12 protein-coding genes and 1 tRNA gene are annotated in these 24,401 nt (G+C 67.1%); 9 read left to right on the top strand and 4 right to left on the bottom strand.

Annotated elements, in window-relative coordinates:
- The first annotated feature begins 25 nt into the window (after window positions 1-25).
- Entirely contained in the window at window positions 26-11,512 is an 11,487-nt protein-coding gene (locus tag F5544_RS10130; protein ID WP_167472958.1) for a hypothetical protein, read from the top strand.
- A gap of 16 nt (window positions 11,513-11,528) precedes the next feature.
- Here F5544_RS10130 and F5544_RS10125 read toward each other — a convergent pair whose 3' ends face one another.
- A complete protein-coding gene (locus tag F5544_RS10125) occupies window positions 11,529-11,774 on the bottom strand; it encodes a hypothetical protein (RefSeq protein ID WP_167472957.1) in 246 nt (81 codons plus the stop codon).
- Between the two features lie 172 nt (window positions 11,775-11,946).
- Complete coding sequence (locus F5544_RS10120; RefSeq protein ID WP_238847181.1) at window positions 11,947-12,924, bottom strand: neutral zinc metallopeptidase; 978 nt, start codon at window positions 12,922-12,924, stop codon at window positions 11,947-11,949.
- Between the two features lie 361 nt (window positions 12,925-13,285).
- Here F5544_RS10120 and F5544_RS10115 point away from each other — a divergent pair, with 361 nt between their 5' ends.
- On the top strand, window positions 13,286-14,878 hold the full coding sequence (locus tag F5544_RS10115; RefSeq protein ID WP_167472956.1) for a DUF2207 family protein: 1,593 nt from the start codon (window positions 13,286-13,288) through the stop codon (window positions 14,876-14,878).
- Window positions 14,879-14,887: 9 nt separating this feature from the next.
- On the opposite strand, the gene F5544_RS10110 is transcribed toward F5544_RS10115, so the two are convergent.
- Both F5544_RS10110 and F5544_RS10105 read right to left on the bottom strand, forming a co-directional pair.
- The gene (locus tag F5544_RS10110) at window positions 14,888-16,537 is read right to left on the bottom strand and encodes a hypothetical protein (protein WP_167472955.1); all 1,650 of its coding nucleotides are present in this window, start codon (window positions 16,535-16,537) and stop codon (window positions 14,888-14,890) included.
- Window positions 16,538-16,634: 97 nt separating this feature from the next.
- Entirely contained in the window at window positions 16,635-17,822 is a 1,188-nt protein-coding gene (locus tag F5544_RS10105; RefSeq protein ID WP_167472954.1) for a L,D-transpeptidase, read from the bottom strand.
- Between the two features lie 325 nt (window positions 17,823-18,147).
- Between F5544_RS10105 and F5544_RS10100 the strand changes: the two genes are divergently transcribed.
- From F5544_RS10100 to F5544_RS10070, 7 genes are all read left to right on the top strand, one after another.
- A tRNA-Lys gene (locus F5544_RS10100) sits at window positions 18,148-18,220 on the top strand.
- Window positions 18,221-18,428: 208 nt separating this feature from the next.
- Window positions 18,429-18,794: an AbrB/MazE/SpoVT family DNA-binding domain-containing protein gene (locus F5544_RS10095; RefSeq protein WP_167472953.1), complete on the top strand. Its 366-nt coding sequence runs from the start codon at window positions 18,429-18,431 to the stop codon at window positions 18,792-18,794.
- On the top strand, window positions 18,791-19,816 hold the full coding sequence (locus F5544_RS10090; protein ID WP_238847180.1) for a tyrosine-type recombinase/integrase: 1,026 nt from the start codon (window positions 18,791-18,793) through the stop codon (window positions 19,814-19,816). The genes F5544_RS10095 and F5544_RS10090 overlap by 4 nt, the downstream gene beginning before the upstream one ends.
- Before the next feature lie 23 nt (window positions 19,817-19,839).
- A complete protein-coding gene (locus tag F5544_RS45915; protein WP_203217517.1) occupies window positions 19,840-20,886 on the top strand; it encodes a hypothetical protein in 1,047 nt (348 codons plus the stop codon).
- A gap of 252 nt (window positions 20,887-21,138) precedes the next feature.
- Entirely contained in the window at window positions 21,139-22,359 is a 1,221-nt protein-coding gene (locus F5544_RS10080; RefSeq protein WP_167472952.1) for a DUF7221 family queuine tRNA-ribosyltransferase-like protein, read from the top strand.
- Complete coding sequence (locus F5544_RS10075; RefSeq protein ID WP_167472951.1) at window positions 22,316-23,170, top strand: methyltransferase; 855 nt, start codon at window positions 22,316-22,318, stop codon at window positions 23,168-23,170. The genes F5544_RS10080 and F5544_RS10075 overlap by 44 nt, the downstream gene beginning before the upstream one ends.
- A gap of 43 nt (window positions 23,171-23,213) precedes the next feature.
- Window positions 23,214-24,179 carry a hypothetical protein gene (locus tag F5544_RS10070; protein WP_167472950.1) on the top strand — a complete coding sequence of 322 codons (966 nt, stop codon included), beginning with the start codon at window positions 23,214-23,216 and terminating at the stop codon, window positions 24,177-24,179.
- The last annotated feature ends 222 nt before the right edge of the window (window positions 24,180-24,401 follow it).

Genomic DNA, 24,401 nt, shown 5'->3' with positions numbered 1-24,401 from the left:
CCTGATCGGCGAAAGCGTTACTGCCATGGGTGATGTGGGTTACGAAATCCTGAACGTGCTCGGCTGGGTCGCCGGCGCGGACTGGCCGGAGGGCAGCCATTCCGGCATGTTCGGGGTCGCCGACGACTGGCGCGAGGCGGCCAAGCAAGTGCGCGACCTGTTGTCGGATGTCGGGGCGGCCAAGTCGGCCACGCTGGCCAGCTATCCGTCCGGCCAGGGCGGCGAGACCATGGGGAAACTGTTCGACGCGCTCATGGCCGAACCCCCACGGGATGGCAAAGCCGACACGCTGACCATCCCGATGCTCGCCGAAATCCTCGACTCGATCGGCGACGCCGCCGAAAACCTGGGCTCCGAACTCGAATACGCGCAGGGCATGATGATCACCTCGCTGATCATCCTGGCCGGCGAGATGGCCGCGGCGTGGATCTTCCCGCCGACCGCACCCGCCGAGGAGGCCGCCGCGGTCGCGGTGACCAGAGGATTCATCCGCATCGTCGCCAACCGGCTGAAAAAGGCCATTCTCAGTCTGACCACCAAGGCAGGCTGGAAGGCGCTTACCAAATTCATGCTGCTGCACGTCGGCAAGTCGGCGCTGATCGGCGGTGCGCAGGACGCGCTGATGCAGGAACTGCTCGACCTCCAGGGCCACCGCAGGATGGGCGCCGACGGAAAGATGCACGGCGGCATCGACTGGGGTGAATCCGGTTCGATGGCCGTCGCGGGCGCGGCGGGCGCCCTCGGCGGCCAGTGGGGCCACGGCCTGTCGAACGACATATTCAAGACCGCGATCTTCAAGACCGGAATGCTCAAGGGCACACCGAATCTGGTGAAGACACTGGTCGGCACCGGAGCGGCCGGATTGTCCGGCGCGCTGGCCGGATATGCCGCACCGAATCTGGTCAAGGGCGAGTTCGATATCAACAAATGGGGGCCGCTCGACGCGCACATGCTGGTCGGCGGCGTCGCGGGCGGTGCGGTCGGGCTCGGAAACCACGGGCTGGTCAACAGGTTTCGCGGTACACCCGAGGCGCGGGTGCCCGCCGGATTCGACGGTGCGACACCGCCGGTGCGCGATACGGGCGTGACCAATGGGCAGCATCCGGGCACCGTGCCGGAGGGCACCGGCAATCGCGGATCGGCAACGGGGACAATGCCGGAGGCGAACGGCCAGCACGCGGGTTCGCCGACCGGTGCGAATGGCGAACAGTCGAGTCCCAATGGCCAGCACGCGAGTTCCGTCAACGGGCAGCAGGCGTCCGGGCCCCCGGCGGCGCATCCGGCGAGTGCTGAACCACTGGCGCACCGCGATTCAGGCGCCCCGCCGCCTGTCGTCAACGATCCCGGTGCCGGACATTCCACCGGCGAGGCTGCCGGATCGGGTCAGGCCGCGCCACAGGGCAATTCGGCACCCGGCGGCGAGGCTCGGCCTGCCCCCGGCGCATCCGACGCGGGCAACAATGCCCGCGGCGTCGATTCGAAACCGGTGACGCCCCAGTCGGATTCGGGTGGCCGTCCGGTGCAGGGCACCCAGCGGGTCGACTCGCCCGGCGATACCAAAGCTGGCACAGTGCAGCCGGATTCGGCGACGAGTTCCGGTCCGGGGCGCGCGGGTGACGTGGCTGGGCCGGAGAACAGCCGACCCGCCGATACTCCCGAACAGAGTGCCGGAGAACAACATTCGACGGGGCAATCCCGAGCGGGGATGGCCGGCGACGCCGGTGCGCCGATCACACCCGTGCAGGCCGATCATACGGCGACCCCGGCGGGCGCCCGGGTCGAGACGGCACAGCCGACCGGCGCGCCGACGGAGAACGGCGCAGCGGCGGCCGGCAACCACCCAGTCCAACCCGAAAATGGCACCGCGCCATCAGAAAGCGGCACGACGGCGCCGGCCAGCCATCCTGCGCAACCCGGAAATGGCACCGCGCCGTCAGAAAACGGCACAACGGCGCCGGCCAGCCATCCTGCGCAACCCGGAAATGGCACCGCAGCATCGGAAAACGGCACGACGGCGGTCCATTTCACGCAACCCGAAAACGGCACCACAGCAACGGAAAACGGCATGGCGGCGGCGGTCGGCCATTTCACACAACCCGAGAACGGCACCGCGGCACCGGAGCAGGGCCCGGCGACGCCGACCGGCCAGCCCGCGACGCCAGTGAACGGCGGGCGCCCCGACACCGCGCCTCCGGCGAACGATCGCCCCGCAGCACCGACGAACGGCGGACGCCTCGACACCGGGACCCCAGGTGAGGCTCGGCCCGCCACGGAAAGACCAGCGGTACAGCCGAATTCCCGCGCAGTCCTCTCCCCCGAGGAGGCCGCACGCTCGGCCGAGACGGCGAAGGGCACGCGGCCTGGCGAGACGGGCCAACCGACGGCTCGGCCGGTCGGCGACAGCCGCGCGACTCCGACCGCACCGGTCGATGCTCGTCAGACATCGGGCCGGGCAGCCGCACCGACCGCCGGTCGAGCCGACGCGGAACAGACCACCGCTCGCCCGAGCTCCGATCGTCCGATCGCGGGCGACGCCGGTTCCCCGGCAAGGCCGGAAATCGCACCCGGCACCGCAGATCATTCCGGAGACCACACGAATACCGGGCGCACCGCCGCCGACCCGAACCGCACCGAAAACCACCGCGACACAACGCCTTCCGATCCCGTACGGGTCGACTCCGGCACCGAGATCCCCGCCGCCGGTCTGACACCGGACGAGCTCGAGCTCGGTCACAACGCCGAATTCCATCCGTACGACAGTCATCGGCAACTCGCCGACGAGATCACCGCGCGCGGGCCGGGCACGGTCGCGGTGGTTGTCGACGCCGGCCCGTACGGCGCCCGGCGTTACGACCTCGTGGTCGGCGAGGACGGCAGGATCGGCATGTACGACCCGGAGAGTGGGCGGTGGCTGGAGTTCCCCGGCGGGATCACCGAGCACCCGGAAGCAACGGTCGCCATGGTCTTCTCGACCGAGGACCGGCTCGATCATTCGCTGTTGCCGGAGGTGGTCCGGCAACGTCTCGCCGCACTGCGCGAAACCGCGACGCTGCCCGACGGGTCGCCGGAACGCGCTCGGGCGCAGCAGGAATTGAGCTGGCTCGATGCGGTAGCCGACGGTCACGCCGTTTTGGCCGGGGAACGCCGAGCACTCACCGAGCGCATTCGGGAGCTCGCGGACGATCTCGGCATACCGCCGGAAACCGGTGCGCCGCAGCACTTCACCGAACAGCGACTGGCGGATCTGGCGGCCGCGCATCCGGATCGGGCCGCACAGCTCACCGAACTGCGCGACGCCCTGGCCGAACATCGCCGCGTCGACGCCGAATTGAACCGCTACGCCGATGTTTTCGGCCAGACCTTCGCCGATCGCGCGCCGGTCACCGAACCCGTCGACCCGACCGCGACACCCCCGGACTGCCTGCCGAGGGCCGCCCGGTTCATCAACACGGTGATCGGCGAAGATGTGCTCACCGTACCGCCCGAGGATCCTGGACCCGAGGGCTACGCACTGTCCGATCTCGGCGAAAAAGCCAGCGGACCAACAATTTTCCGTAATCTTCGAGATCTGCGCGCCGCGCTCACCGCGGTCGGCGATCCGAATGTCGTCGTGCTGGTCGGCGAGGTGTATCACACCCCGGGCGGGCTCGGGCACGCATACGTCGTCACCCGCGCGGGCGAGGAGGTCTGGCAGCACGATCCGACCAACGGCACCGAGGGCAGATTGCCCGAGACGACTCCGGATCACGTTGAGGCCTATTACGTGATCGCACTCGACCTCAACGGCGAACGCGTCGAACTGCCGGGCGGCGAACGCCCGATCGAATCGAGCCGGTCGTATCCGGAAGAGAAGCACTTCGGCGCCCCATACGATCCGGACCGGATGCCGCCGCTCGGCGCGCCGTCGCCGCACCTTCCGCCGCGATGGACACTCGGCGAGCCCTGGCACGGACACCGGCCGACCGCGCCCGAGGTCCGGGCCAGGGTTGCCGCTGCCGTGCGTGAGATCGGTTATCCGCGAAGCTATCTCGAATCGATCCGGCAGCGCGCGGCCGAACTCGGATTGGCGAATACCCATCGACTCGGACCCACCGACATCGCGCACGCACTTCGCACTCAGGGCGCAATGCCAAGGGCGGCAGAACATCTGGTCGAAACCATCGATCGGATCGAACAGCAGCGAGCCGATCGCCGCGGCTGGGGTATGACCGATGCGGTGACCGCCGTCGGCGCGGAAATAGCACGGGACCGCGGTGTCGACCGCGACCAGTTCAGGTTCGAGCACATAGCCGGGGCAGGCCGGGCCGTCATGACCATGTCCACGCCGGAGGGGCATTCCGAGCACATCGGGATCGCGATCGATCGGAACGGACATGTGTGGATCGCCGAGGTCGATCCGATCGGGCAGCCGCCGCAGCCGACTGCGCACGATCCGTCGTGGCGCACCACCCCCACCGATGACCTCCCGGCATTGCTGGCCGCGGCCGGACCCAACGGTGTGCGGCTGGTGATCGGCGGTGGACACGAATACCGGCCGGCCGGGCCGGGCGAGATCTTCGTCAACCGGGCCGATTCCACCCGGCCCGACCTGATCGCGGATGTCCGTGACCTGTCGGCGATTCCGGATGGTTCGGTCAACGAGGTCTTCTTCGAACGCGTCGATATCAAGTCACTGCTGGAGGTGCCGTCGACCGCGGCGCGGGAGATATTCCGGGTGCTCGCACCCGGCGGCACGCTACGCATCGAAACCGGAAGCACCGCACACGCGCCGGCCACCGAGCGGGAACTCGTCCTTCGCAATCTGCGAGACGCGGGCTTCCACGATATCGAATTCCGCTATGAGGGCCAGCCCGACGGCACCCCACTGCCCATGCAACCGGTCGCGCCCGAGGTGTACCACGCGCCTCACATTATTGAGGCCGGTAAAGCGCATGAGCCGTTTGTCGAGCCCGGCGAGCGAACCGCCCAGCCCGAACGCGAACCCGGCGCATCCGACCAACAGCCCGCCCCACGTGAGCGCGAAACCGACCAGCCGACCACGGAACAGGAAGGCGCACAAGAGGTTCCGCACGCAAGTGCGGCGGAACGCGATATCTACGACGATCTCGCCGACCTCTGGCGCGCCACCGGCGGCGACCCGGCCGAGCTGCCGGGCCGGGGCACCATGTCGCACGCGGAAATCCGCCGCGCCATCGCCGACCTGCGCGACCGACTCGAAACCGGTGGTCAATTCACCGATTTGGAAGGCCGCCAGCTGGATGTGCGCGAAGGCGATGCCGTCGGCGACACCTATCGCGATCTGGCCGACCTGTGGCGCGCAACAGGCGGCGACCCGGCGGATCTTCCTGGGCCGCACAACATGTCGCCCGCCGAAATCCGCCGCGCCGTCGCCGACCTGCGCGACCAACTCGAAACCGCCCGCCGGTTCACCGAACTGGAGGGCAGTCAGCTCGACCAGCGCGAGTCCGATGCCGTCGCGGACACCCGCGCGGACCTCGAAAAGCTTTTTGCGGCAACGGAAAAGGACGCGCAGGGGCCGGAACCGTCCGTGTCGGAAAGCGGTAAGCCGGAAACAGAACCCATCGGGGAGAACAAGGCCGGTACCGGCGACACCGAACACACCGACCCGGAACGTCCCGCACCCGAACCGAACTCCACATCCGAACAGCCTCACCCGGACACCGCGGAATCCATACCCGACGGATCCGCCGAGCAACCTCCAACTCCACCAAGGCATGTCGGCGATATGCCGGAATGGGGCGAGCGCATCACCGAGGCGACCACCGCCACGGCCCGCGCCTACGAAGAGCTCACCGCGCTGCTGCACGGCCTCCACCAGGATCTGAATCCGGCCCAGAGCACCCACGACCTGGAACGCAAACTCATCGATCGAGTCGACGAGTTGCGCGATCGCTCGCTCGCCATGCGCAAATACGCCAAGGAGCTGAAGGCGCGGATGGGTTTGCGCCGCTACTGGTCCGAACGAATGGCGCTCGACCACCTGACCCGCAATGCGATGAAGCGCGCCCCGCTGGTTCTGGAGCGCCTGAGCGCCTTCCACGATGCGCTCGCACACGAGGATGCGATCCGCCGATCGGCGGGAACCGCTGCGGCGCAACACCTTACCCGCGAAGCCGGTGGCAGGCCCGCGGGCGCGCTCACCCGCAGGATGGACGGCGACCCACCGCGGCTCGTGCACTTCACCGTCGGCTCCGACTATTCGACGGACCGCTATCTCACCTGGGCGCGAGACGGCTACCACATCGACGAATGTGTTGTGCACGTCGACGATCAAGGCCGGATCTGGCAGACCGAGCGCGTGGTCCGCGACCCCGAACCGCTCACCGAACACGAGGCGCTGTTGCGCGAAATGGGCCGGGGCATCGCGGCCGCCGCGCAACGCAGTGCCCGCATCCACGATCGGATCGTCGAGCTGGCAACCGAACTCGGTATCAGAGACGCCGCCGCGATGACGCCGAGAGAACTGGAGCACGCCATCTTCGGCTCGCCCGACGGCGTCACGCCGGGGCTGGCGGACCGGGTGCACGAGATCAGACAGCGGCAGGTGATCCCGGAGGCCGCCGAGCGGGCCGGTGGCGAAATGCTCAGGCGGGCAAGGGAAGAGGCGACCAGAAACGGCGGCGTCGCCGGACACGCGGAATTGGGTGACGCACTGCGGGCCGCCACCGAACGCGCACCGCTGATCCGCGAAATCCGCAGGGAATTCGACGAATATCACACCGCACACAATGTCGAGGAGCAGCGCAGGCTGGCCGCGGCCGAGGTCGCGGCCAGGGAAAACCCACCGCCGGACGGCAAACGGGTGGTGGTCGACGAGCACGGCCGAGTCACCCATATCGATCCACCCGTCGAGGAACGAGTGGCGCCGCCGGCTCCGGCGCATCCGGATCTCACCGGCGATATCGACGCGCAACTGCGCGAGGCGGACGCCGAGCACGCGGATCTGGTCAAGAAGTGGGCGGCGGCGAAGGCGAAACGCGACGACTTCGCCATGCGTTTCGAAATCCGGGATCCCGACGGCGAACTCGGCGAGCACCTGGAAACCACCCTGGAACGCCTCGGCGAGGAAACCACGCAGATCATGCTGCGCGGCGGTATTGAAGAACCGGACCAGTTCCTGCCGGGGCCGCTCCGGCATTCCGAGGAAGCGCTCGCGGCACTCGCCCGTTCGAGCAACGAGGTGAACGATCTCGCCGACCGGATCGTCGAGGTGCACGCCCGCATAGTCGAATTGGAGCATGCGGGCGCCATACATGCCGCCGTCGTAGAACGCGATGCCGAGGCGAGGGTCCGGCGCGAAGATCTCGCGCAGCAGCGCGCCGAGGCCGCTCGGCAGCACAAGCAGTTGCAGACCGCGCTCGACCTGTTGCGCGCCACCGAAGCCGACCCGGTGACCCACGCCGAGGGCGTCGCCGACCTGCGCGCCCAAATGGACGCCGCCGCAATCGAACTCGAAAGGCTCGAGCGATCGGCGACGCCGAGCGAGGAGATCGCGCGAATCGGCGAACAGATCGCGCGGATCAGGGCGCGCGAGGCCGACCTGTCCGACGAGGCGCCGCGCAAGGTACGGGTGCGGGCTCGCCGCGCCGAACTCGCCGCGCGGCAACGCACCACCGACAACATCACCAATGCCGAACGGCTGCGGGATATCCGCGACGAAATGCTGCAGCGGCGCCAGGCGCTCACGGAGCAGCGCCGCGCGCTGATCGCCGAATACGAGGAGGCGGTGCGCCAGCGCGACGCCGCGGCCGCCCGGCTCGAGCAATATCGCGCCGCGCTGGCGGAACTCGCGCACACCGGCGAACCGGATCCGGCGCGGCGGGCCACGGCGATCGACGGTCTCGAGGAGCTGGTGCGCCGGGCCGACACCATGGCGGGCCGGGCGAACGACCGGCTCGACGGATTCGACGGCGCCTGGACCGACGCGCTCGCCGAACACACGAACTGGCGGATCACCGACCGGGTCGGTGTCGCGGAGGGCGAACCGGCGCGGGTGATCGTCGTCGGCTCGCGCCCGGATCCGGATCATCCACTCGCCGACCACGATCGGGCGCTGCACGAGGCGCTGACCCGCAGCCGCGACCTCGCACTGCTGCTCGGCCGCCCGGACGCCGTCATCGAATATCACCACGTCAGCATCGATCCGGTCGATCGCGGCCTGCGCATGGAACACCTTGGCGGACCGGCGATCCGGCGGGTGCACCTGCCCGAATCCATCATCGAACGCGACGGCCGCGTATGGGTCGACCGCGATCCGACGACGCTCACCTCGTGGCGCGACGCGGATGGCAACTGGCATGACGCGCGGGAGCACGGCCCGCGGCGCGCCGAGGCCAGGAAGGCCGATTTCAAGCCGACGGGGCACACCGTCAAGGATCCGCCCGACGGCACCAGCAGCCAATTGGGCGTCGATCCGTTCCAAACCTCCATCGAGGACGCGATTCTCGGACTGACCACCGGCCACTGGCCGGAATTGACCGAGGAACAGGCGAAGGGCCTCACCTTCGACGGCGCCATCGAGAACTGGCTCAAGCAGGGCGTGCCCGGCCCCGAAGAGCATGTGGCGGAACCGCTTCCGTTGGCCGATGCGGCTTACCCGCCCATGCGGTGGGTGCTGATCGCCGACAAGTCCAGGCCGAAGATGCGGGCCTGGTTCCAGCGACATCCCCGGTTCGGCGATTTCGTGCTCAGCCACACCGAATGGATCGGCAAGCTGCGTTCCACCACCGAGGTCCCGATCGGCTTCCACGGCGACGACGTGCCGGACAAGTTGCGCACCAAGCCGATTCGGGTGCTGGACCATCCGTGGACCGAGCACATCCGCTTCGTGCGCAGAATCCGGGAGTTCGAATGGTTCGGCAAGCCCGAAAAGAACTACCAGCCACTGTTTTTGGAGCACGACGGGCGTGAGGCCCTCGGCTGGCGGGATCGCCAGGAAATTCCGGACAACAACCCGGGCATCCTGCTGTCGCGCAAGCGGATTCCGTGGTCCGAGCAGGTCGCCGCGTGGAACCGGGTGCAGGAGTGGACAACCGAGGTCCTCGACGGGTACCGGGCGAATGATTCGGAGCTGGATCGGATCCTGCGCAACGTCAACGAATACCGCCTGCCGGACGGCACCACCTTCCGTTCGATATTCGGATTCGACCTGACTCGCGAGCAACTGCTGCAGATCAAGAATCATCTGATGCGCGGCGGTCCGGACGGAGCAGGGTTCTGGACCGTCGACCGCATCACCGGCGCGCGGGTGCGGCGGCCCTTCGACGACGTCGCCGATGTCGCGGAGGCGTGGATCCGGCTCGACGGGAATCCGTTGGAGAGCCTGCCGGAACATCTGGTGGACGAGAACCCGGCGCCGATCCTGCCGCAGGACCTGATCCTGCTGCGCGACGCGCTCGGCGAATCGAATTACCTCGGCAAGAATCCGGATAAGACCTGGCGCGACGCCAACGCCTACACCCGCCGCGTGCACGGCGCCGACTGGGACTCCGACCGTCCGCCGCTCACCGGCTGGCGCAAGGGCATCAAGTACGCGATCGCGCAGTTGACCGAGGCGGATGTCGCCGAACCGCCGCGGGCGCTCGGCGGTTCGGACGGTCCGAAGCCAGGACCTGGCGATCCGCCGGGGCCGGTCGTGCCGGAGGAACGCGGCTTCACCATCGAGCCGGTCGGCGACGGGCCACAGTATGTGCTGACCCACGATCCCGTCGACGTATCCGACCGCGCCCGCGCCGATCTCGCCGATCTCGACGCACAGCGCAGGGCGGTGATAGCGCCACTGCGCGCCGTCCGCGACCAGCGAGATGCCTTGTTGCGCAGGCTGTTCGAGAACAACGACGCCGCGCGGCATTGGTTGGAGAACCATCGGGCGCTGCGCGGACTGCTCGACGATCCGGAGCGCTACCTGCAACCGCGGCGGATGCCGGGCCTGTTCGAGGAATTGCGCGATTCCGGCCATTTCACCGCCGACCAGCTACACGAGTTGGCCGAAGCCGCGGTCGAATACCACCGGATGGACCACGCGGAGGTCCGGCCCGCGCTCGGCCGGCTTACCGATGCGATGACGGCGCGGGCCGGTCTCGATCACGTGGAATCGCTTGGCGGACAGATGGTTACCGAACATGTCGGTGTCATCCGCACCGCGGGCGAACCGCCGCGTGTCCTCGTCCTCGACCGGTTGACCGAGGGCGAATACCACGACGCGGACGAACCCGGTCGCGCGGCGCATCTCGCGGCGGCGCTGGGACATCAGGCGCTGGGACATCAGCAGGTGGTCGACGCGCTGCGCGAGCCGGGTGCGCGGATCGAATATCTGCGCGTACGAGTCGATTCCGGTCCCGAATACCGCATGCACGTCGCCGATCTCACCTCGCCGACCGTGCGGCACGACGACCCCGGCGAGCCGGACGCCGGGACGCCCCCGCCCATCGACCCGTCCGAACCGCCGCAACCACCGGGTTTCACGGTCGACCTGATCGGCGAGGACGTGCCGCGGGTGGTCGGCGAACCGCACGTCGTCTCCGCGCACACCCGAGACTGGGACGGGGTGCGCGACCTGCAAGCCGAGCGTGATCGGATCTACCGGCAGCACAAGAAATTGGTGCGTGCGCTCGACAAACTGGGCCGCCACAGCGTCGAATGGGCCGAGACCGACCAGCAGGTCCGGGCGTCCAAAGAGCGGCTGCGCGAGCTGGCTGGACGGCTGCGCGTCGCCGAAGCTGCGGCATACCTACATTCCAAGGACGCCACCGTGCACGACACCGGAGTCGGATTGCATACGGCGGACGGCCATCCGGTCGTCGAGGTGGTGACCGTGCGGCGCACCGCCACCGTGCCACCGCACGAACACGACGACCTGCTGCGCGACGCACTCGACAACGACCCCGAATTGCGTGCGGCACTGTCGGAGCCGGGCGCGAAGGTGCGCTACACGCACGTCGTCGTCCGTCCGGTCGCCGGTGAACGGGTGGTGCACGAGCTGGAAAGCCCTGTCGTACAGCAGCACGGCGACGGTTCGGGCCTACTCAAGGCGTATCGAGCTGTCATAGAGGCGAATTCGCGTGATGAGGCCGATACGGCATTGCGGCACTACCGGTCTCGGCTCAGCGGTTATGTAATGCCCGCGAAGCCCATCCTGCCGCTGCCCACCCCGACCACACCGACCATGCCCAATGTCCCACCGCCCCCGGTCTTCCCGCCGGTACCGGTACCCCAAATACCGACACCCCCGCATCACCCCGCTCCCCCACCCGCGGGGCCCGGCGGCCACACCCCGCCACCACACCGTCCCGGCCGACCACATCGCCCATCGGCCCCGCCCCATCACCCGCATCCGCCGAAACAAGACCACCATGGCCATGCCCCGAATCACCACGGGCACAACGACAACCATCCGCACCGGCACCACGACATCGGACACGACCCCCATCACCGTACCGACGGAAGCGCGCCCCGGCGCCTAGACGACCCCCGAAACCACCCGCACGACTAGCGGGAACTGCCTACGGCTACTCCTCGTAGGCGTGTGCCTCGATGGTCCAGGACTCACCCTGATCATTCCGCCACGCCACGGTGCCGGGCGGCATGGTGGCCAGCGGAACGAGGCTGTCGTCCGTATCGAGCAGGTGCTCGATACACGCCAAAATGGCGTTGCCCTTGCCATTCGGATCGTGCACACCGTCCGCGAAGGTCCAGTCGCCGTCATCCCAATGGGTCACCACTCGGACCGGCTCTTCCCCTGCTACCACGGTCATTTGAACGATCACACCCAAATGCTCCGGAAAACGATCACCCGGAAACGGCCAAGCAACAGCGCGCTGTACCTCATGCGTCATACCGCCAGCCTGCCAGACCGTCTCGCGCCGAACCACGGCGCGGATGTTCGGTCAGGCTGGTTGCTGACGCGAGGGGCTGGTGAAATCCGGCTCAGGACACCACATCCGAGGTGGCGTTCCAGGTATTGCATTTCTGCACCCGGTTATTCGAATAGCCCCATTCCCACCACAGGCCGTAATGCTGTTTGGTGCCGTGATCGCGCACATCGCCGGGCGAGTCGCCGCGCCGGTAGTTGTCCTGCAGATCGTGCTGGCCCTGCGCGGCCGTCAGGGTGCCCTCGAAGACCGACGATCCGATGAACATCCCGCCGAAACATTGCGCCTCCAGCTCCAGGCGGCGCGAAAGTTCGGTTCCCAGTGCGGAATTCTGTCCGGCGCGGTAGCGATCGCGATTCGATTTCTCCGTCACGCCGCTCATGGCCTGCACGTGGTGCCCGTACTCGTGGGCGAAGATCGCCAGATAGATTTCGATATCGTCGCCGTGGAGTTCGACCTGGATGTGGTCGAGCGGCATATAGATGGTGCTGTTGGCCGAGCAGTAGAAGGCCGCGTAGCTCCCACCGCTGCCGGTGCACGGCGACGATGTGTCCGCCGCGCGGGCGGGAACCTCGAGATTCGGGGTGGCGAACGGCAGATTCGCGGCACGCAGAATCGGCCGCCACATGCCGTCCAGGCAGGTTCGCGCAGCCTCGAAGAACGCGCGCGCCGCGGCGGGATCGGCGGACCAGTCCGGGTAGTCGCACGGAATGTTGGGCAGCCCCCACCCCGCGTCGCTGAACAGCGGATTGTCGGCGAGTGCGATAACCGGTTGCGGCCCAGCGGGTTTCGTCGGCGTCGGGATATTCAGCGACGGGGCGACCGACCCGGTCAGCGGTCCTGCGGTAGCGGTCGGCGAGTAGGTCTTGACCGTCGTCGATACCGGGACAGTTGTTGTCGCGAGGGTGGTCGGAGACGAGGTCGGCGCATAGGTGTAGCTCGGCCGCACAGCGGTCGTGTCGACCGGAAGTGAGGGCTTCCACACCGAGTAGTACCCGAGCGCACCGACCACGGCCAATAGGATCACGGCCACCAATAGCCCGCTGCCGCAACCAGACCCCTTCGGTGCCTGAGGTTGCCCGTAGTACCCGGGAGCGGGCTGCCCGGGATATCCGGGCGGCGGCAACGGCCGAAGCCGCAGCGGGGCAGGCACATACGCGCCCGGCGGCGGCAGCGGCGCCCCGTACCCCGGAGGTGGGCCGTATCCGGAGGGTCCGTATCCCGGCTGACCATAAGGCATTCCGGCGGGCGGACCGCCCGGGTATCCGGGTGGCTGTGTCATAGCCGACCCCGCGAGGTTCGGTATCGCACGCTCATTTCCCCCACGCCCCCTGCTTCTTCCGGTATCCGACAGCGGCTGACGAAGAATACCAATGTGTCTAGGCTATGGCCCCATGCTGATCATTCGGGGGGCGGCCTTCGGCGCTCTATTGCTCGCGCTCACCACCTTTTTCGTCGTCGCGCCCGCGCGGGCGCAGGATCCGCCCGGCGCCACGATCAAGGCCGACATCAAGCTGAGCGAGGCGGGTCTGCTCGAGGTGGCCGAGACCGTCACCGTCCCGCAGGGCGGCCGGTTCCATATGCTGCTGCCGCTGCGAATCGTGTTGCACGACAATGTGGAACGGCGTTTCACCGTCACCGACGTCGCGACCACCGGGCCGGGCACGGCGAAATCCGACGGCGACAAGTTCGTCATCGACGCACCGCCCGGCGAATCCACCGTCAAGTACACGGTGCACGGCGTGGTCAGCGACGCACCCGGCACTCAGCTGTTCAAGTGGACCGGTGTGCTCGATGCCGATGTCGCAGCGATCGAGGCATCGGTGATCAGCCCGAGCTTCCGCATGGGTATCGCGGATTGCCGAATCGGCCCGGCCGGTCGAACCACGAATTGTGCTGGTGCGCACGTGGAACCGGACGGTGTGCTGCAACTGCGACAGGACGGTCTGCACCGCGGCGACCTGCTCGACGTCACCCTGCAGCTGCCGCCGGGCACCGTGCCCGCCAACGCCGAAATCCATGACAGCAGCCGATCCGGCGCGTTCACGATCACCACACCGGTGCTGATCGCCTTCGGCGTCCTACTGCTCGCCCTCGCCGCATTCGGCGGCTACCTGGTGTGGACTCGACGCAAGGACGCCGCGGCCCCGTCCAGCGATAAGGCAGTGGAACCACTGTGGCGCAACGGAAATCAGACCCAGTTCGTCTCGCCCGGCGCCGTCCTGCCCGGCCAGGCCGGTGTGCTGCTCCACGCCTCGGCGAACGCGGCCGCGCTCGCGGCCACCGTCGTGGATCTCGCGGTGCGCCGCTATCTGTGGATCGAGCCGATCGGCGAATCGGATTGGCGGATCACCCGGGCGCACCCGGCCGACGAGCAGCTGCGCGATTACGAACGCGCGTTGTATCACGCACTGCTGCCCGGTGATTCGGCTACGGCGACCATCTCCGAGCTGCCGGGCACCGCGATCGAACCGGTACGCGCGGCACTGCTGTCCGATGCCGTCGGCCAGGGTCTACTCGCCGACCGCACCCGCAGACGATCGCTTTGGCTGGGCGTGCCGCTCGTGCTGGCCGGTATCGGCATGACGATCGCGCTCGCCGTAGTGGGCCGAAACGCGTTGGTCGGGGCCGCCCTGCTGCTCGGGGGCATCGCGGCACTGCTGCTGCCACGCTATCTCCCGGCCAGGACCGGCGCGGGACGTCAACTGGTCGAGCAGTTGGCCGGCTTCGGGAGTGCGCTGGAAATGCTTCGCCCCGAGCAACTTTCACAATCGGACCGGGAGCTGGTCTTCGCCAGAGCGCTGCCCTTCACCGTCGTCACCGGCCGTGCCGACAACTGGATCCGCGGCTTCCGCGACCTGCCGATGGCCGCAGGACTGTATTGGTTCGGCGGCTTCGACAAGGATCGCGACCTGCGGCGCTTCGCCACCCACTTCCCGTATTTCATTACCGCGCTGGAGAGTTCCCTCGCGACGCAGCCCCACTGATGGGTCCGATCAGCGGGGTGCGGGCTGCCGATTGGCCAGTTCGTCGACGAAAACCTTGGCGCACTGGGCCAATTGGGCCGGAGTGAGGGATGCGAGCGCCTTGCCGCAGTCGGCGTTGGGCGGGCCGGATGGTGCGGGCGGGCCGGTGTCTCCGGTGTCGTCGAGCCGCACCAACTGCACCGGAGTCTTGCGACTCGCCGCGATATCGATCCGGTAGGCGACCCGACCGTTGAATTCCACGAAGCCGCGCCAGGTGTCGCCATCGATCGGGGTGAACTCCACCAGTTTCCCGCCGTTCGACATCACCGTGCCCGCGTTGGCGGCCAGCCACGAGCGGGCGTCGGCATCCAGGTTGTCGATATTGATGCGGCGCGGATCGCTGTCGTCGAGCGCGTACACCGATTGCGCGTTCAGCGAACCGCGGTGCACCTCGTCGGCCGGGATGATCGCATAGGCAACGAACAGCTCGGAAGTGCTGCCGCGCAACGTCATCGGCGTCACCCACTGCAATCGCCCGGTCGACTTGTCCCGCAGCAGATACTCGGAGACATTGCCGCTCTGCGCGCCGGAATGCGCCGGATCGAAGCCGAAGTGGTTGCGGTTCATGTACTCCCGGCCCGCAGCCCATTTCGTCTCCGTGCGCTGATGGGCCGCAATCGATTTCGGATAGACCGGACCGGGCAGCGTGCCAGGGGCGACATCACGCAGGTAGTCGAGCCGCACCCGCCCGTGGTCGCCGCGCACGGTGATCACGCCCGCCGGTGCGTCGACGGTGCGGTGGGTCCACGGTATCGGCGTGGTCACCGGGATGACCACGATCGGCTCCTTGCCGTCGCAGTAACCCCACACATCGCCCATGCTGTACGCGATCAGCGGGAAACGTTCCTTCAGCAGGTTGGGCAGGCTGTTGCGCCGCGAGCCGCCGAAGGCCCGGTCGATACCGTAGTCGCCGGTGAAGGTGCACTGGGTCGCGCTGCCCTGACCCGACCATTCGGCGACCCCGCCGAGCGGGACATTGATCCCGCTGCCGTCGAGTACGCCGCTCCAGGAACCGTTGTCGCCCTTGCCGTTCAGGTAGGTGATGGTCTCGGTGCGCAGGCTCACCGCCTGCACGTCACCGGTGGCGCGGGAGAGGGCGACGCCCGCGCCGTCCAGCGAGCCGATCCTCGGATCCCAACCCGCACTGGGCAAGTCGCCCTGCCGCAGGCAGCCGTAGACGTCGTGACGGCCCTTGATCGCGCAACCGTCGGTGTTCTTGGCGCCACCGTCGGCGAGCAGATGCAGCGCGGACGGCACGTGTTCGGGATCGTGCACGTAGAACGTGGTCGCGCCGGTGTAGAAGCGGCCTTCGTTCTTGTCCAGGTTGACCAGGAAATACCCTGCTACACCGAGGCTTCCGATCATCAGCAGCACGCAGAGCCCGGTCAGGAACCAGACCTCGTAGTAGACGTAGCCGAAGTAGACGGCCAGCCCCGCGAAAACGTAGGCCAGGAACCACCACAGCCCGTTGCCGTGCAGGAAGACGTTGTACCACCAGGCTTCCACGCCGTTCTGCCGACCGAAACCCGGTGCGACGACGGCCCAGAACAGCCAGTACGCACCCACCAGCAACGGCGGCGTAATCACCCAGGCGATCAGGACACGAAACCCGTTCGACATTGTGACCCCCGTCCGCGCACGTGCATCCTGCACTGTAGTGGCCGTGTGGTCCGGCGCACAGGACCCGGAAACCACTGTGATGGAAGCGCAATCCGGCTCAGGCGTTGCCCGCTTTCCATTGCGGCCACGGAATATTCCAGTCGCCGAGTCCGTCGACGCCCGAAAGTGTGCCGCCCACCGTATTTTTCACGATGGTGATGTCGCCGCGCTTGGCGTTCTCGTAGACCCACCTGGCATTCGCGGGGCTCAGGTTCAGGCAGCCGTGGCTGGTGTTCACCGAACCCTGCTGCCCCACCGACCACGGCGCGGAGTGGAAGAAGATGCCGCTGTAGGAGATTCGGGTCGCGAAATCGACCGGTGTCTTGTATCCGTCCGACGAGTTCACCGGGACGCCGTAGGTGGACGAGTCCATGATGATCCGCTCGAAGCGGTCGCCGACGATGTAGATGCCGTTATCGGTGGGTGTGCTGTTCTTGCCCATCGAGGTCGGCATGGTGCGGATCAGCTCGCCGTTGCGTTCCACCGTCACCTGTTTGGTGTCGTCGTCGGCGGTGAAGATCATCGCGTCGCCGATGGTGAAGAACGAGTGAATGTTGTTCTGGCCATACAGTCCGTCGCCGAGATCACGCCCATAGACGTTCACATCGATGGTGACCTTCGTCCCCGGCGCCCAGAAATGTTCCGGCCGCCAACGCACTTCGCGATTGTTCACCCAGTAGAACGCGCCCTCCACCGCGGGCTCGGTGGTGATTCTGATCGCATCCTGGGCGGCGCCGCGATCGGGGATGTTCTCGTCGAACCGCACCGCCACCGGCTGGCCGACGCCGACCACATCGCCCTCGCCCGGCAGCAGATACGGCTTGGTTCGATTGCGCGGCGAACTGGTGGTGAAGCTCACCGACGCGGTGTTCGCGCCGCCGAGCCCGATCGCGTCGGCCTTCAGACGATAGGTCTCGCCGTAGTCGAGTACCTCGGTGTTCCGCCATGACCGGCCGTCCGGCGCGATCATGCCCGGCACCGACTCGCCCCGCGCATTGACCAAACTCACATTCGTGAAGATCCCGTCCTGCACCGCGAACACCATCGGTACACCCGGCGAAACACCCTTCGCCCCGTCCTCGACCAGCGAAACCATCTTCGGCTTGATCATTTCGATAACCGGATTACGTTCTATCGCAACATCTTTCGCTGCTTCCTGCGCCGAACACGCCGTCAGCGCGAACCCGGCCGCAGCCAGCGCGACCACAATCCCCCGGATCGACCGCCCACCACGACCACCGCGCATACCAACCCCTGTTCAAGTCTCGGCGCACACCAACGCGCCGATGGCTCCGGACCCGACCGATCCACCGCATCGATCCCGATCACAACCCGCATTCTGCCAGCTCGAGCACCCGAACCCACCCGATCACGACCCCGACACGGCCTGGATGCCCACCCCGACGCTAGCACCACCGCCGCCCGATTTGCCGGTTTCCCACCACCACCCCCCGCACCACCCGCCACAAAACCCCCGGTCAGAAACCGATTTCACTTCTAAGCCCCCCACCTGTTAATGTTTGTCCCGCACCGGAACACGGCCCACCGCCCCGGAGCCAACAACAGAACAAGCGCCATTAGCTCAATTGGCAGAGCAGCTGACTCTTAATCAGCGGGTTCGGGGTTCGAGTCCCTGATGGCGCACAATTCCAATACTCCTGGACACCATTCCCGTATCTCGTGTTCTAGCGCGCTAGAACACGATTCAGGGTCACCGAGCATCGGTGGTCTTTTCCCGTTCGCGCTGCCTACGTCCGCCGCGACGGCCGATCACAGTGCTGCGCCGCCAGATTCCGGTTTGCCACCGGCGCGGTTGCGAGGCGGGCGTCTGGATCGGATGTTGCCGACCTCGTTGGACACGATTCGTGTTGTCTACGGCTCGGTCTTGGTCAACCACGCGGGCCGTCTGGCCGAACGCGCGGTGCTCGGCTCGCTGGGCTGGGACCCGGGCACCCCGATCCGGATCCGGCCAGTGGCGCCCAGCCTGCCCGGTGTGCTGTTGGTCACCGACGGCGAGCCCGGCGGTCACGCGATCGCGCGCAACGGGCAACTCTCCATTCCCGCGGACATCCGCAAGGCGATCCGCCTGCGCAAAGGCGACCGTGTGCTGCTGGCTGCCCACCCCAACCAGAGACGGCTGATCATCGTGTGCCAGGTCGCGCTCGCGGACCTGGTCGCCGAGATCCGCGACCGTATCGACGGCGGTGAGCAGCCGTGACAACCGCTACCCCTGCGATCACCTCCGTCGAGCTCGACGCCGCGCGCACCCTGCTCGCCAGGATGGGCATCACCGCCGCCGATCTGCTCGACGTCCGACCGTCCGCGCCGACATTCGCCGAATACATCCCAGCCATCCGCGAGCGAGTGGCCTCCCAGAGCACGCTGCGCACCTACAACACCCACTGGAAATACGTCGAGCGGGAATGGGGTCCCCGTCGCATCGACGAACCCACCGTCACAGAGATCTCCGAGATGCGCGACGCCGCTCGACGCAACGCCAAAGCCGACCGCAACGCCCGCGACGGCCGCGGAGCCGCCGAAGCAATGATCAGCGCCCTGCGGTTCCTGTACAAGCACGCCGAAAGCGATGGCTTCCTCCGGCCGGGCGACAACCCTGCCAAACGAGTCGCCAAACCGCGTCGCATCCCGTCCACCAGACGGGGCCTACCGCTCGAGCAGCTCACCGAGATCGCGAAGGTGGCCGCGACCACCGGCAACGACCCGGACCTCGACACGGTGCTACTCCGCTTGCACGCCGAGACCGCGTGCCGGCGGGGCGGTGCCCTGGGCTTGCGCCTCGACGACCTCGATCCGCAACAATGCCTGATCCACCTCGTAGAGAAGGGCAAAATCCCTCGCTGGCAACCGATCTCGCCCACTCTGATGGCGAACCTGCTCCACCACGCCCACGAGCGCGGAGTACAACGTGGTGAACAACTGCTGCGCTACCGCAACGGCAAACCGATCACCCGACGCCGATACGACGGACTGTGGACCCGGATCGGACTCGAATTGCCGTGGGTCGAAAAGCAACAGATCAGCACCCACTGGCTTCGGCACACGACCCTGAAATGGGTCGAACGCAACTTCGGCTTCGCCGTCGCCCGCGCCTACGCCGGGCACGCCGAAGGGAAGTCCGAGGGTTCGACCGTCATCTACACCCGGGCCAGCCTCGAGGAAGTCGCGCTGGCGCTGGCCAGCTTGACCGGCGAGCCCCATCCACTCGCCGCAGCGGCCTGAACGAGCCGGAGGGAGACAGCACTATGACCATTGAAAAGATATGTCCTACAACACACTCCGGCAGTGACCGCGCACTGGCCCTGATTCCCGAAGGTTTTCCCGAAGGGTTCAACCCGTTGGAGGGTGTGCCCGACGATGTCATGCTCCGGACGGCCCTCGAAGGTTGCTCGACCAAGAAGGACATGATGCGGCTCGTGTGCGAGCTGTTCGGAGACCCAACGACCGACGACGTCCGCTCGGTGCTGGCGCGCTGCGGAGCGAAGGTCTCGCGTCAGCACGCATCCAACGTGGTCAACGATTGGCGGCGAACCCAGCGTTACCTGTCTCGCCCTGCCGACCACGATCGGCAGGCTCCCGCCGACACCCTGCCTGCGTCGCCCGACGGCGTCCGCGTCGCGAACAGGGAGGACACGGTCACTGAGGCGACGACACCGAAGTTCGAACAACAGCCGGTGGACGCGTCAATGACAGAGCTTCGTACACATGGTGAGATCGACGCGTCATCTGTCGATGAACCCGTGCCAGACGATCGCCGGACCGACACGTCGCCATTCGGCGGGTTGACGGTTGACGACGTCACCGACGACGAATCCGGTCGCGACGCTCGAGCAGTTGTGGCACCGCAAACATCGTCTCGCCCGATCAGGATCTGGCCCGTACTGCTGATCGCGCTGCCCGCAGCGGTGGCAGTGTGGTCCGGTTGGGTCGGTCTCGGCGATTTGACCGGATTCGGTGTCATCCATCCCTTGCCCGGCATCTGGGATTCCGCCCGCCTCAACAGCGCGATCACCCTGCCGATCGGCGTCGAGGCTTACGCGTCGTACGCCTTGTATGTCTGGTTGTCGGGTCGTATCCGGACCGCGAAGACCGTCAACTACGCCAAGTGGTCGGCCCTCGGCAGCCTGGTGCTCGGCGCTGCCGGACAGATCGCCTATCACCTGATGCAGGCCGCGGGAACCCCGACCGCACCGTGGCCGATCACGACGCTGGTCGCGTGTCTCCCGGTGGTCGTGCTCGGGATGGGTGCGGCGCTCACGCACATGCTCATGCGCGAGAACCACACGGAGTGAGGTAGAGCGGCAGAGCCGGGTTCGCGGGTCGGCGGGCCTTATCAGTCTGCCTTGGCGGCGGGGGTGTCAAGCCGCGAAAAGCGTGCGGCTTGACACCCCCTTTCCGCCGCCAAGGCGGACTGAACGGCCGGCCCGCCGACCCGCGAGCCCGACCTCTGTTGGGAGAGAGCGCGTTTCGCCGCGGCGGGCAGTTCCATTCACCCCTGTCCCATCCGAGATTTCCCAACCCCCCAGGTGTTCCGGGGAGGTGCATTGCCGTCCCTGCTTACTCAAAATTCCAATCAGCCTCGCTTGCTGCCCGTGGCCCCCGGATCGATCGAGCGGTGCGATACCGCGTGGGGACCGGTCACGCCGTGGACGACCAGCGCTGATCATCTCGACCCGGCCCGTCGGATGCTGTTCTTCCTGGGGATCGGTCAACCCAGCCTGATGACCGCGTCTCCGGTCCCGGTGTTCGTGTCGGCGAAAAGACTGGCGCAGTATCGCTCTCGCGGCGAGAAGTTCCCGGTCAAAGCGCTCCAGGCCCCGTATGCCGGTGACTCGGGAGCGTATTCGGCGATCATGCTGACCGCCGATCCGCGTGGGCATCCTTGGTGGGCTCATCCCGATGAATACGGGGCGCTGTGGACTCGGCTGATCGAGGACATCGGGCCGCCGTTGTTCGTCGGGATCCAAGACGTGCCTTGCGAACCCGGTTGCCTGCGCTTCACCGGATTGACCACAAGCCAGCATCAGCAGGCGACGCTGGAGAACTATCTGTATCTGTCCGAGCAGTTCGATTTCGTGCCGTGGCTGCCCACGCTGCAGGGCTTGCATCCGCACGAGTACATCGAGCACTACTACCGCTACCTCGAGGCCGGTATCGACTTGACGGGCCGGTGGGTCGGAATCGGAAGCGTCTGCCGCAAGAACCGCGCCCGGTACGTAGCCCGGGTCCTTGCCGCTCTCGCGCCGCTGGGCATGAAAATGCACGGATACGGCGTGTCGTTGAATGCGCTGGCGTTGGCCGGTCATCTGCTCCACAGCAGTGATAGTCAAGCCTGGTCGATGGCCTCTCGCACCGCCAACGTCCAGCTACCTGGTTGTCGGCACCTATCGCGCCCGGACCCGGTCACCGGCGAACGCGTGATCACCGATTGCCGAAATTGTTTCCGCTTTGCCCTGTACTGGCGGGAAAAGGCCATGGACGCGTTGCGTGCCTGCGCCGCGCGTGTGGCCGCCGCCGACCCCGGCCTGTGGTCCGATCCCGTTCCAGCGCAACCGATCCCACGCCGACCGTGGCGGACCTCAGCGGCCGGTGCGCGCTCCGGTGTCCCTGCGACTGGCCAGATTTCGCTGTTCGAGCCGTCACCCACTCGCCCGACGTCTCGGCGCGATCCCACCCCACTCTCGGCTACCGGCAATGGTGGCCTGAGCGAAGGAATTTCGTATGTCTACGACATTGAGCAGAAGTCAAGCCAAGCTGCATCGTGAAGCCTGCCTGCTGATCGACGCCGACCGAGACCTCGACGACGAGGAGAAGAAGTTCGTCCTGGATCACTGGCAGGAGGCCGCCAATCCCGAGTATTGCTTGGACGGAGCGTATTTCACGCCCCTGGGGCTCGCGGGTGACATGCGCATCGACGTCGTGGGAACCCGCATCATCGATCTGTGCGCCGGAATCGGGCACCTGAGCTTCGCGTGCCGCAACCTTCTCGATCACCGGTGGAACGGTGAACCGCCGCGCGAATTCGTCTGTGTCGAACGCAATCCGGAGTACGTCCGAATCGGCATGCGGATCATGCCCGAGGCCACCTGGGTCTGCGCCGACGTGCTGACCGTGCCCTCCATGCGGCTGCGCTCGTTCGACACCGCGATCGCCAACCCGCCGTTCGGACCCATCCGCCGCGCGATGGACGGTCCGGGGTACCGCGGTCCGCGATTCGAGTACCACGTCATCGCTGTCGCGGCGCAACTGGCACGCCATGGCGTGTTCCTCGTTCCGCAGCAATCGGCCCCGTTCAGCCACAGCGGAAAGCGCTGCTACACCGAGGATCCGGACGCCGAGTACCAGAAGTTCCACACCACGACCGGCATCGCGCTGGAGCTCGGTTGCAGCGTCGACACCACCTACTACGCCGACGACTGGCACCAGCGGCCGATCGCCACTGAGATCGTCGTCTGCGACTTCACCCAACACCACTCCGCAATCGCGGGCACCGACCCCCGTCCTCCGGCGAACGGTCGCCGATTCACCCGCACGACCACGACAACATCCCAACCTGCCGGACCGTCCGCCGCGTAGAACTGGAGGCTCGCACATGTTGCCATCGCCCGTTGACGCTGGCGTGATTCGACGGTACCGGGCCGGTCGCGCCGCCGGGCTTCCTGCCGCCGTCGCCTACCGTCACGCTGTCGCGTTCGAACCACCGCCCACCTATGAATGCCGGGGCGATGACGCCGTTCGTTTCCTGCTCGACGACCCGGAATCGACCGGCCTCGTCGTCACCGCGACGGCTTCCCCGGACGACGATTCGGACCGGTCATGGTTGGGCGAGTACACCAATTCGTGGTCTCCCGACGTCATCTCCCGCGACCCGACCACACCCGGACATCCTCCCCGGTACTTTCTGCCCTGCTACACCATTGCGCAGCGTCGGGCGGACTTGGCGGCACTCGGGTATGCCCGCGGTCCCGCGCAGATCGAGGCCGAGCGGCAGGTCCGCGAGGATGCCCGGTTGTTCACCGAACTCGACGCTCGCATCGTGACGGTGTCGGTGCACAAGGCGGGTGTACTGCTCGGGACCGCTTCCATCGCAGCAGATTTCGGCCCAAACGCGAGCTTCGAGGACCAGCTGGTCGAAGTCGCGTCCGCTCTTCTCGACGAGGCGATCACCGAGGCCCGCGCCGCTCTGCCGCACCTGATCACCGCGCTATCTCATGGCCGTGAACCCCAAACCCCAGCCGCAGGGCCATCCGCCACCGGTACGCCGATCGTCGTCGCCGAGGCGCTGTGGGGATCGCTGCGCGTCGAGCAGGCCGATTCCGGACACACCGTGCTGCATGTCGCTCCGGTCGACCCTGGGCCGAAGGTGCGGGTTTTCCTGGACGGTACCGAACTCGTCGATGACCGGATCATCCGCGACGACATCGAAGTCAGGGTGTATCGGGGCCAAAGCGACGATCGCCGTGTGGTGCACATCGACACCTTCGATCACACCGGACCGATCCGCATCAACCTCAACGACGGACCAGCGGTCTATCACGGCGACCCCGCGACCGGCGAGCGATTCGCCGAGTACACCGACTTCTGAGAAAGCGGCTCCCCGGTCCCCGTTCTGCGGGCGCCCGAAGATGGTGCCGTCGGCGGTCGGTCGTGCGTCAAGCCCGCGGGAAAAGCGCCCGCGGGCTTGACCCCCTTCCCGCCGCCGCGGCAGCCGAGGCGCGCCCCGCAGAACGGGGCCCGGCGTCGACACCGATCGTGTTCAACCACTTCCGCTCCGGCACCGGTATCCACGTCGCGTCCTGGAGGTCGT

The organism is Nocardia arthritidis (assembly GCF_011801145.1).
Lineage (GTDB): Bacteria > Actinomycetota > Actinomycetes > Mycobacteriales > Mycobacteriaceae > Nocardia > Nocardia arthritidis_A.
This window is presented reverse-complemented; position numbering and strand designations above follow the sequence as displayed.

Bases quoted from the DNA above. Each gene is read 5' to 3' on its own strand.
- F5544_RS10075 (WP_167472951.1), top strand. From the start codon at position 22,316: ATGTCTACGACATTGAGCAGAAGTCAAGCCAAGCTGCATCGTGAAGCC.
- F5544_RS10105 (WP_167472954.1), bottom strand. From the start codon at position 17,822: ATGCGCGGTGGTCGTGGTGGGCGGTCGATCCGGGGGATTGTGGTCGCG.
- F5544_RS10110 (WP_167472955.1), bottom strand. From the start codon at position 16,537: ATGTCGAACGGGTTTCGTGTCCTGATCGCCTGGGTGATTACGCCGCCG.
- F5544_RS10130 (WP_167472958.1), top strand. From the start codon at position 26: ATGGGTGATGTGGGTTACGAAATCCTGAACGTGCTCGGCTGGGTCGCC.
- F5544_RS10125 (WP_167472957.1), bottom strand. From the start codon at position 11,774: ATGACCGTGGTAGCAGGGGAAGAGCCGGTCCGAGTGGTGACCCATTGG.
- F5544_RS10115 (WP_167472956.1), top strand. From the start codon at position 13,286: ATGCTGATCATTCGGGGGGCGGCCTTCGGCGCTCTATTGCTCGCGCTC.
- F5544_RS45915 (WP_203217517.1), top strand. From the start codon at position 19,840: ATGACCATTGAAAAGATATGTCCTACAACACACTCCGGCAGTGACCGC.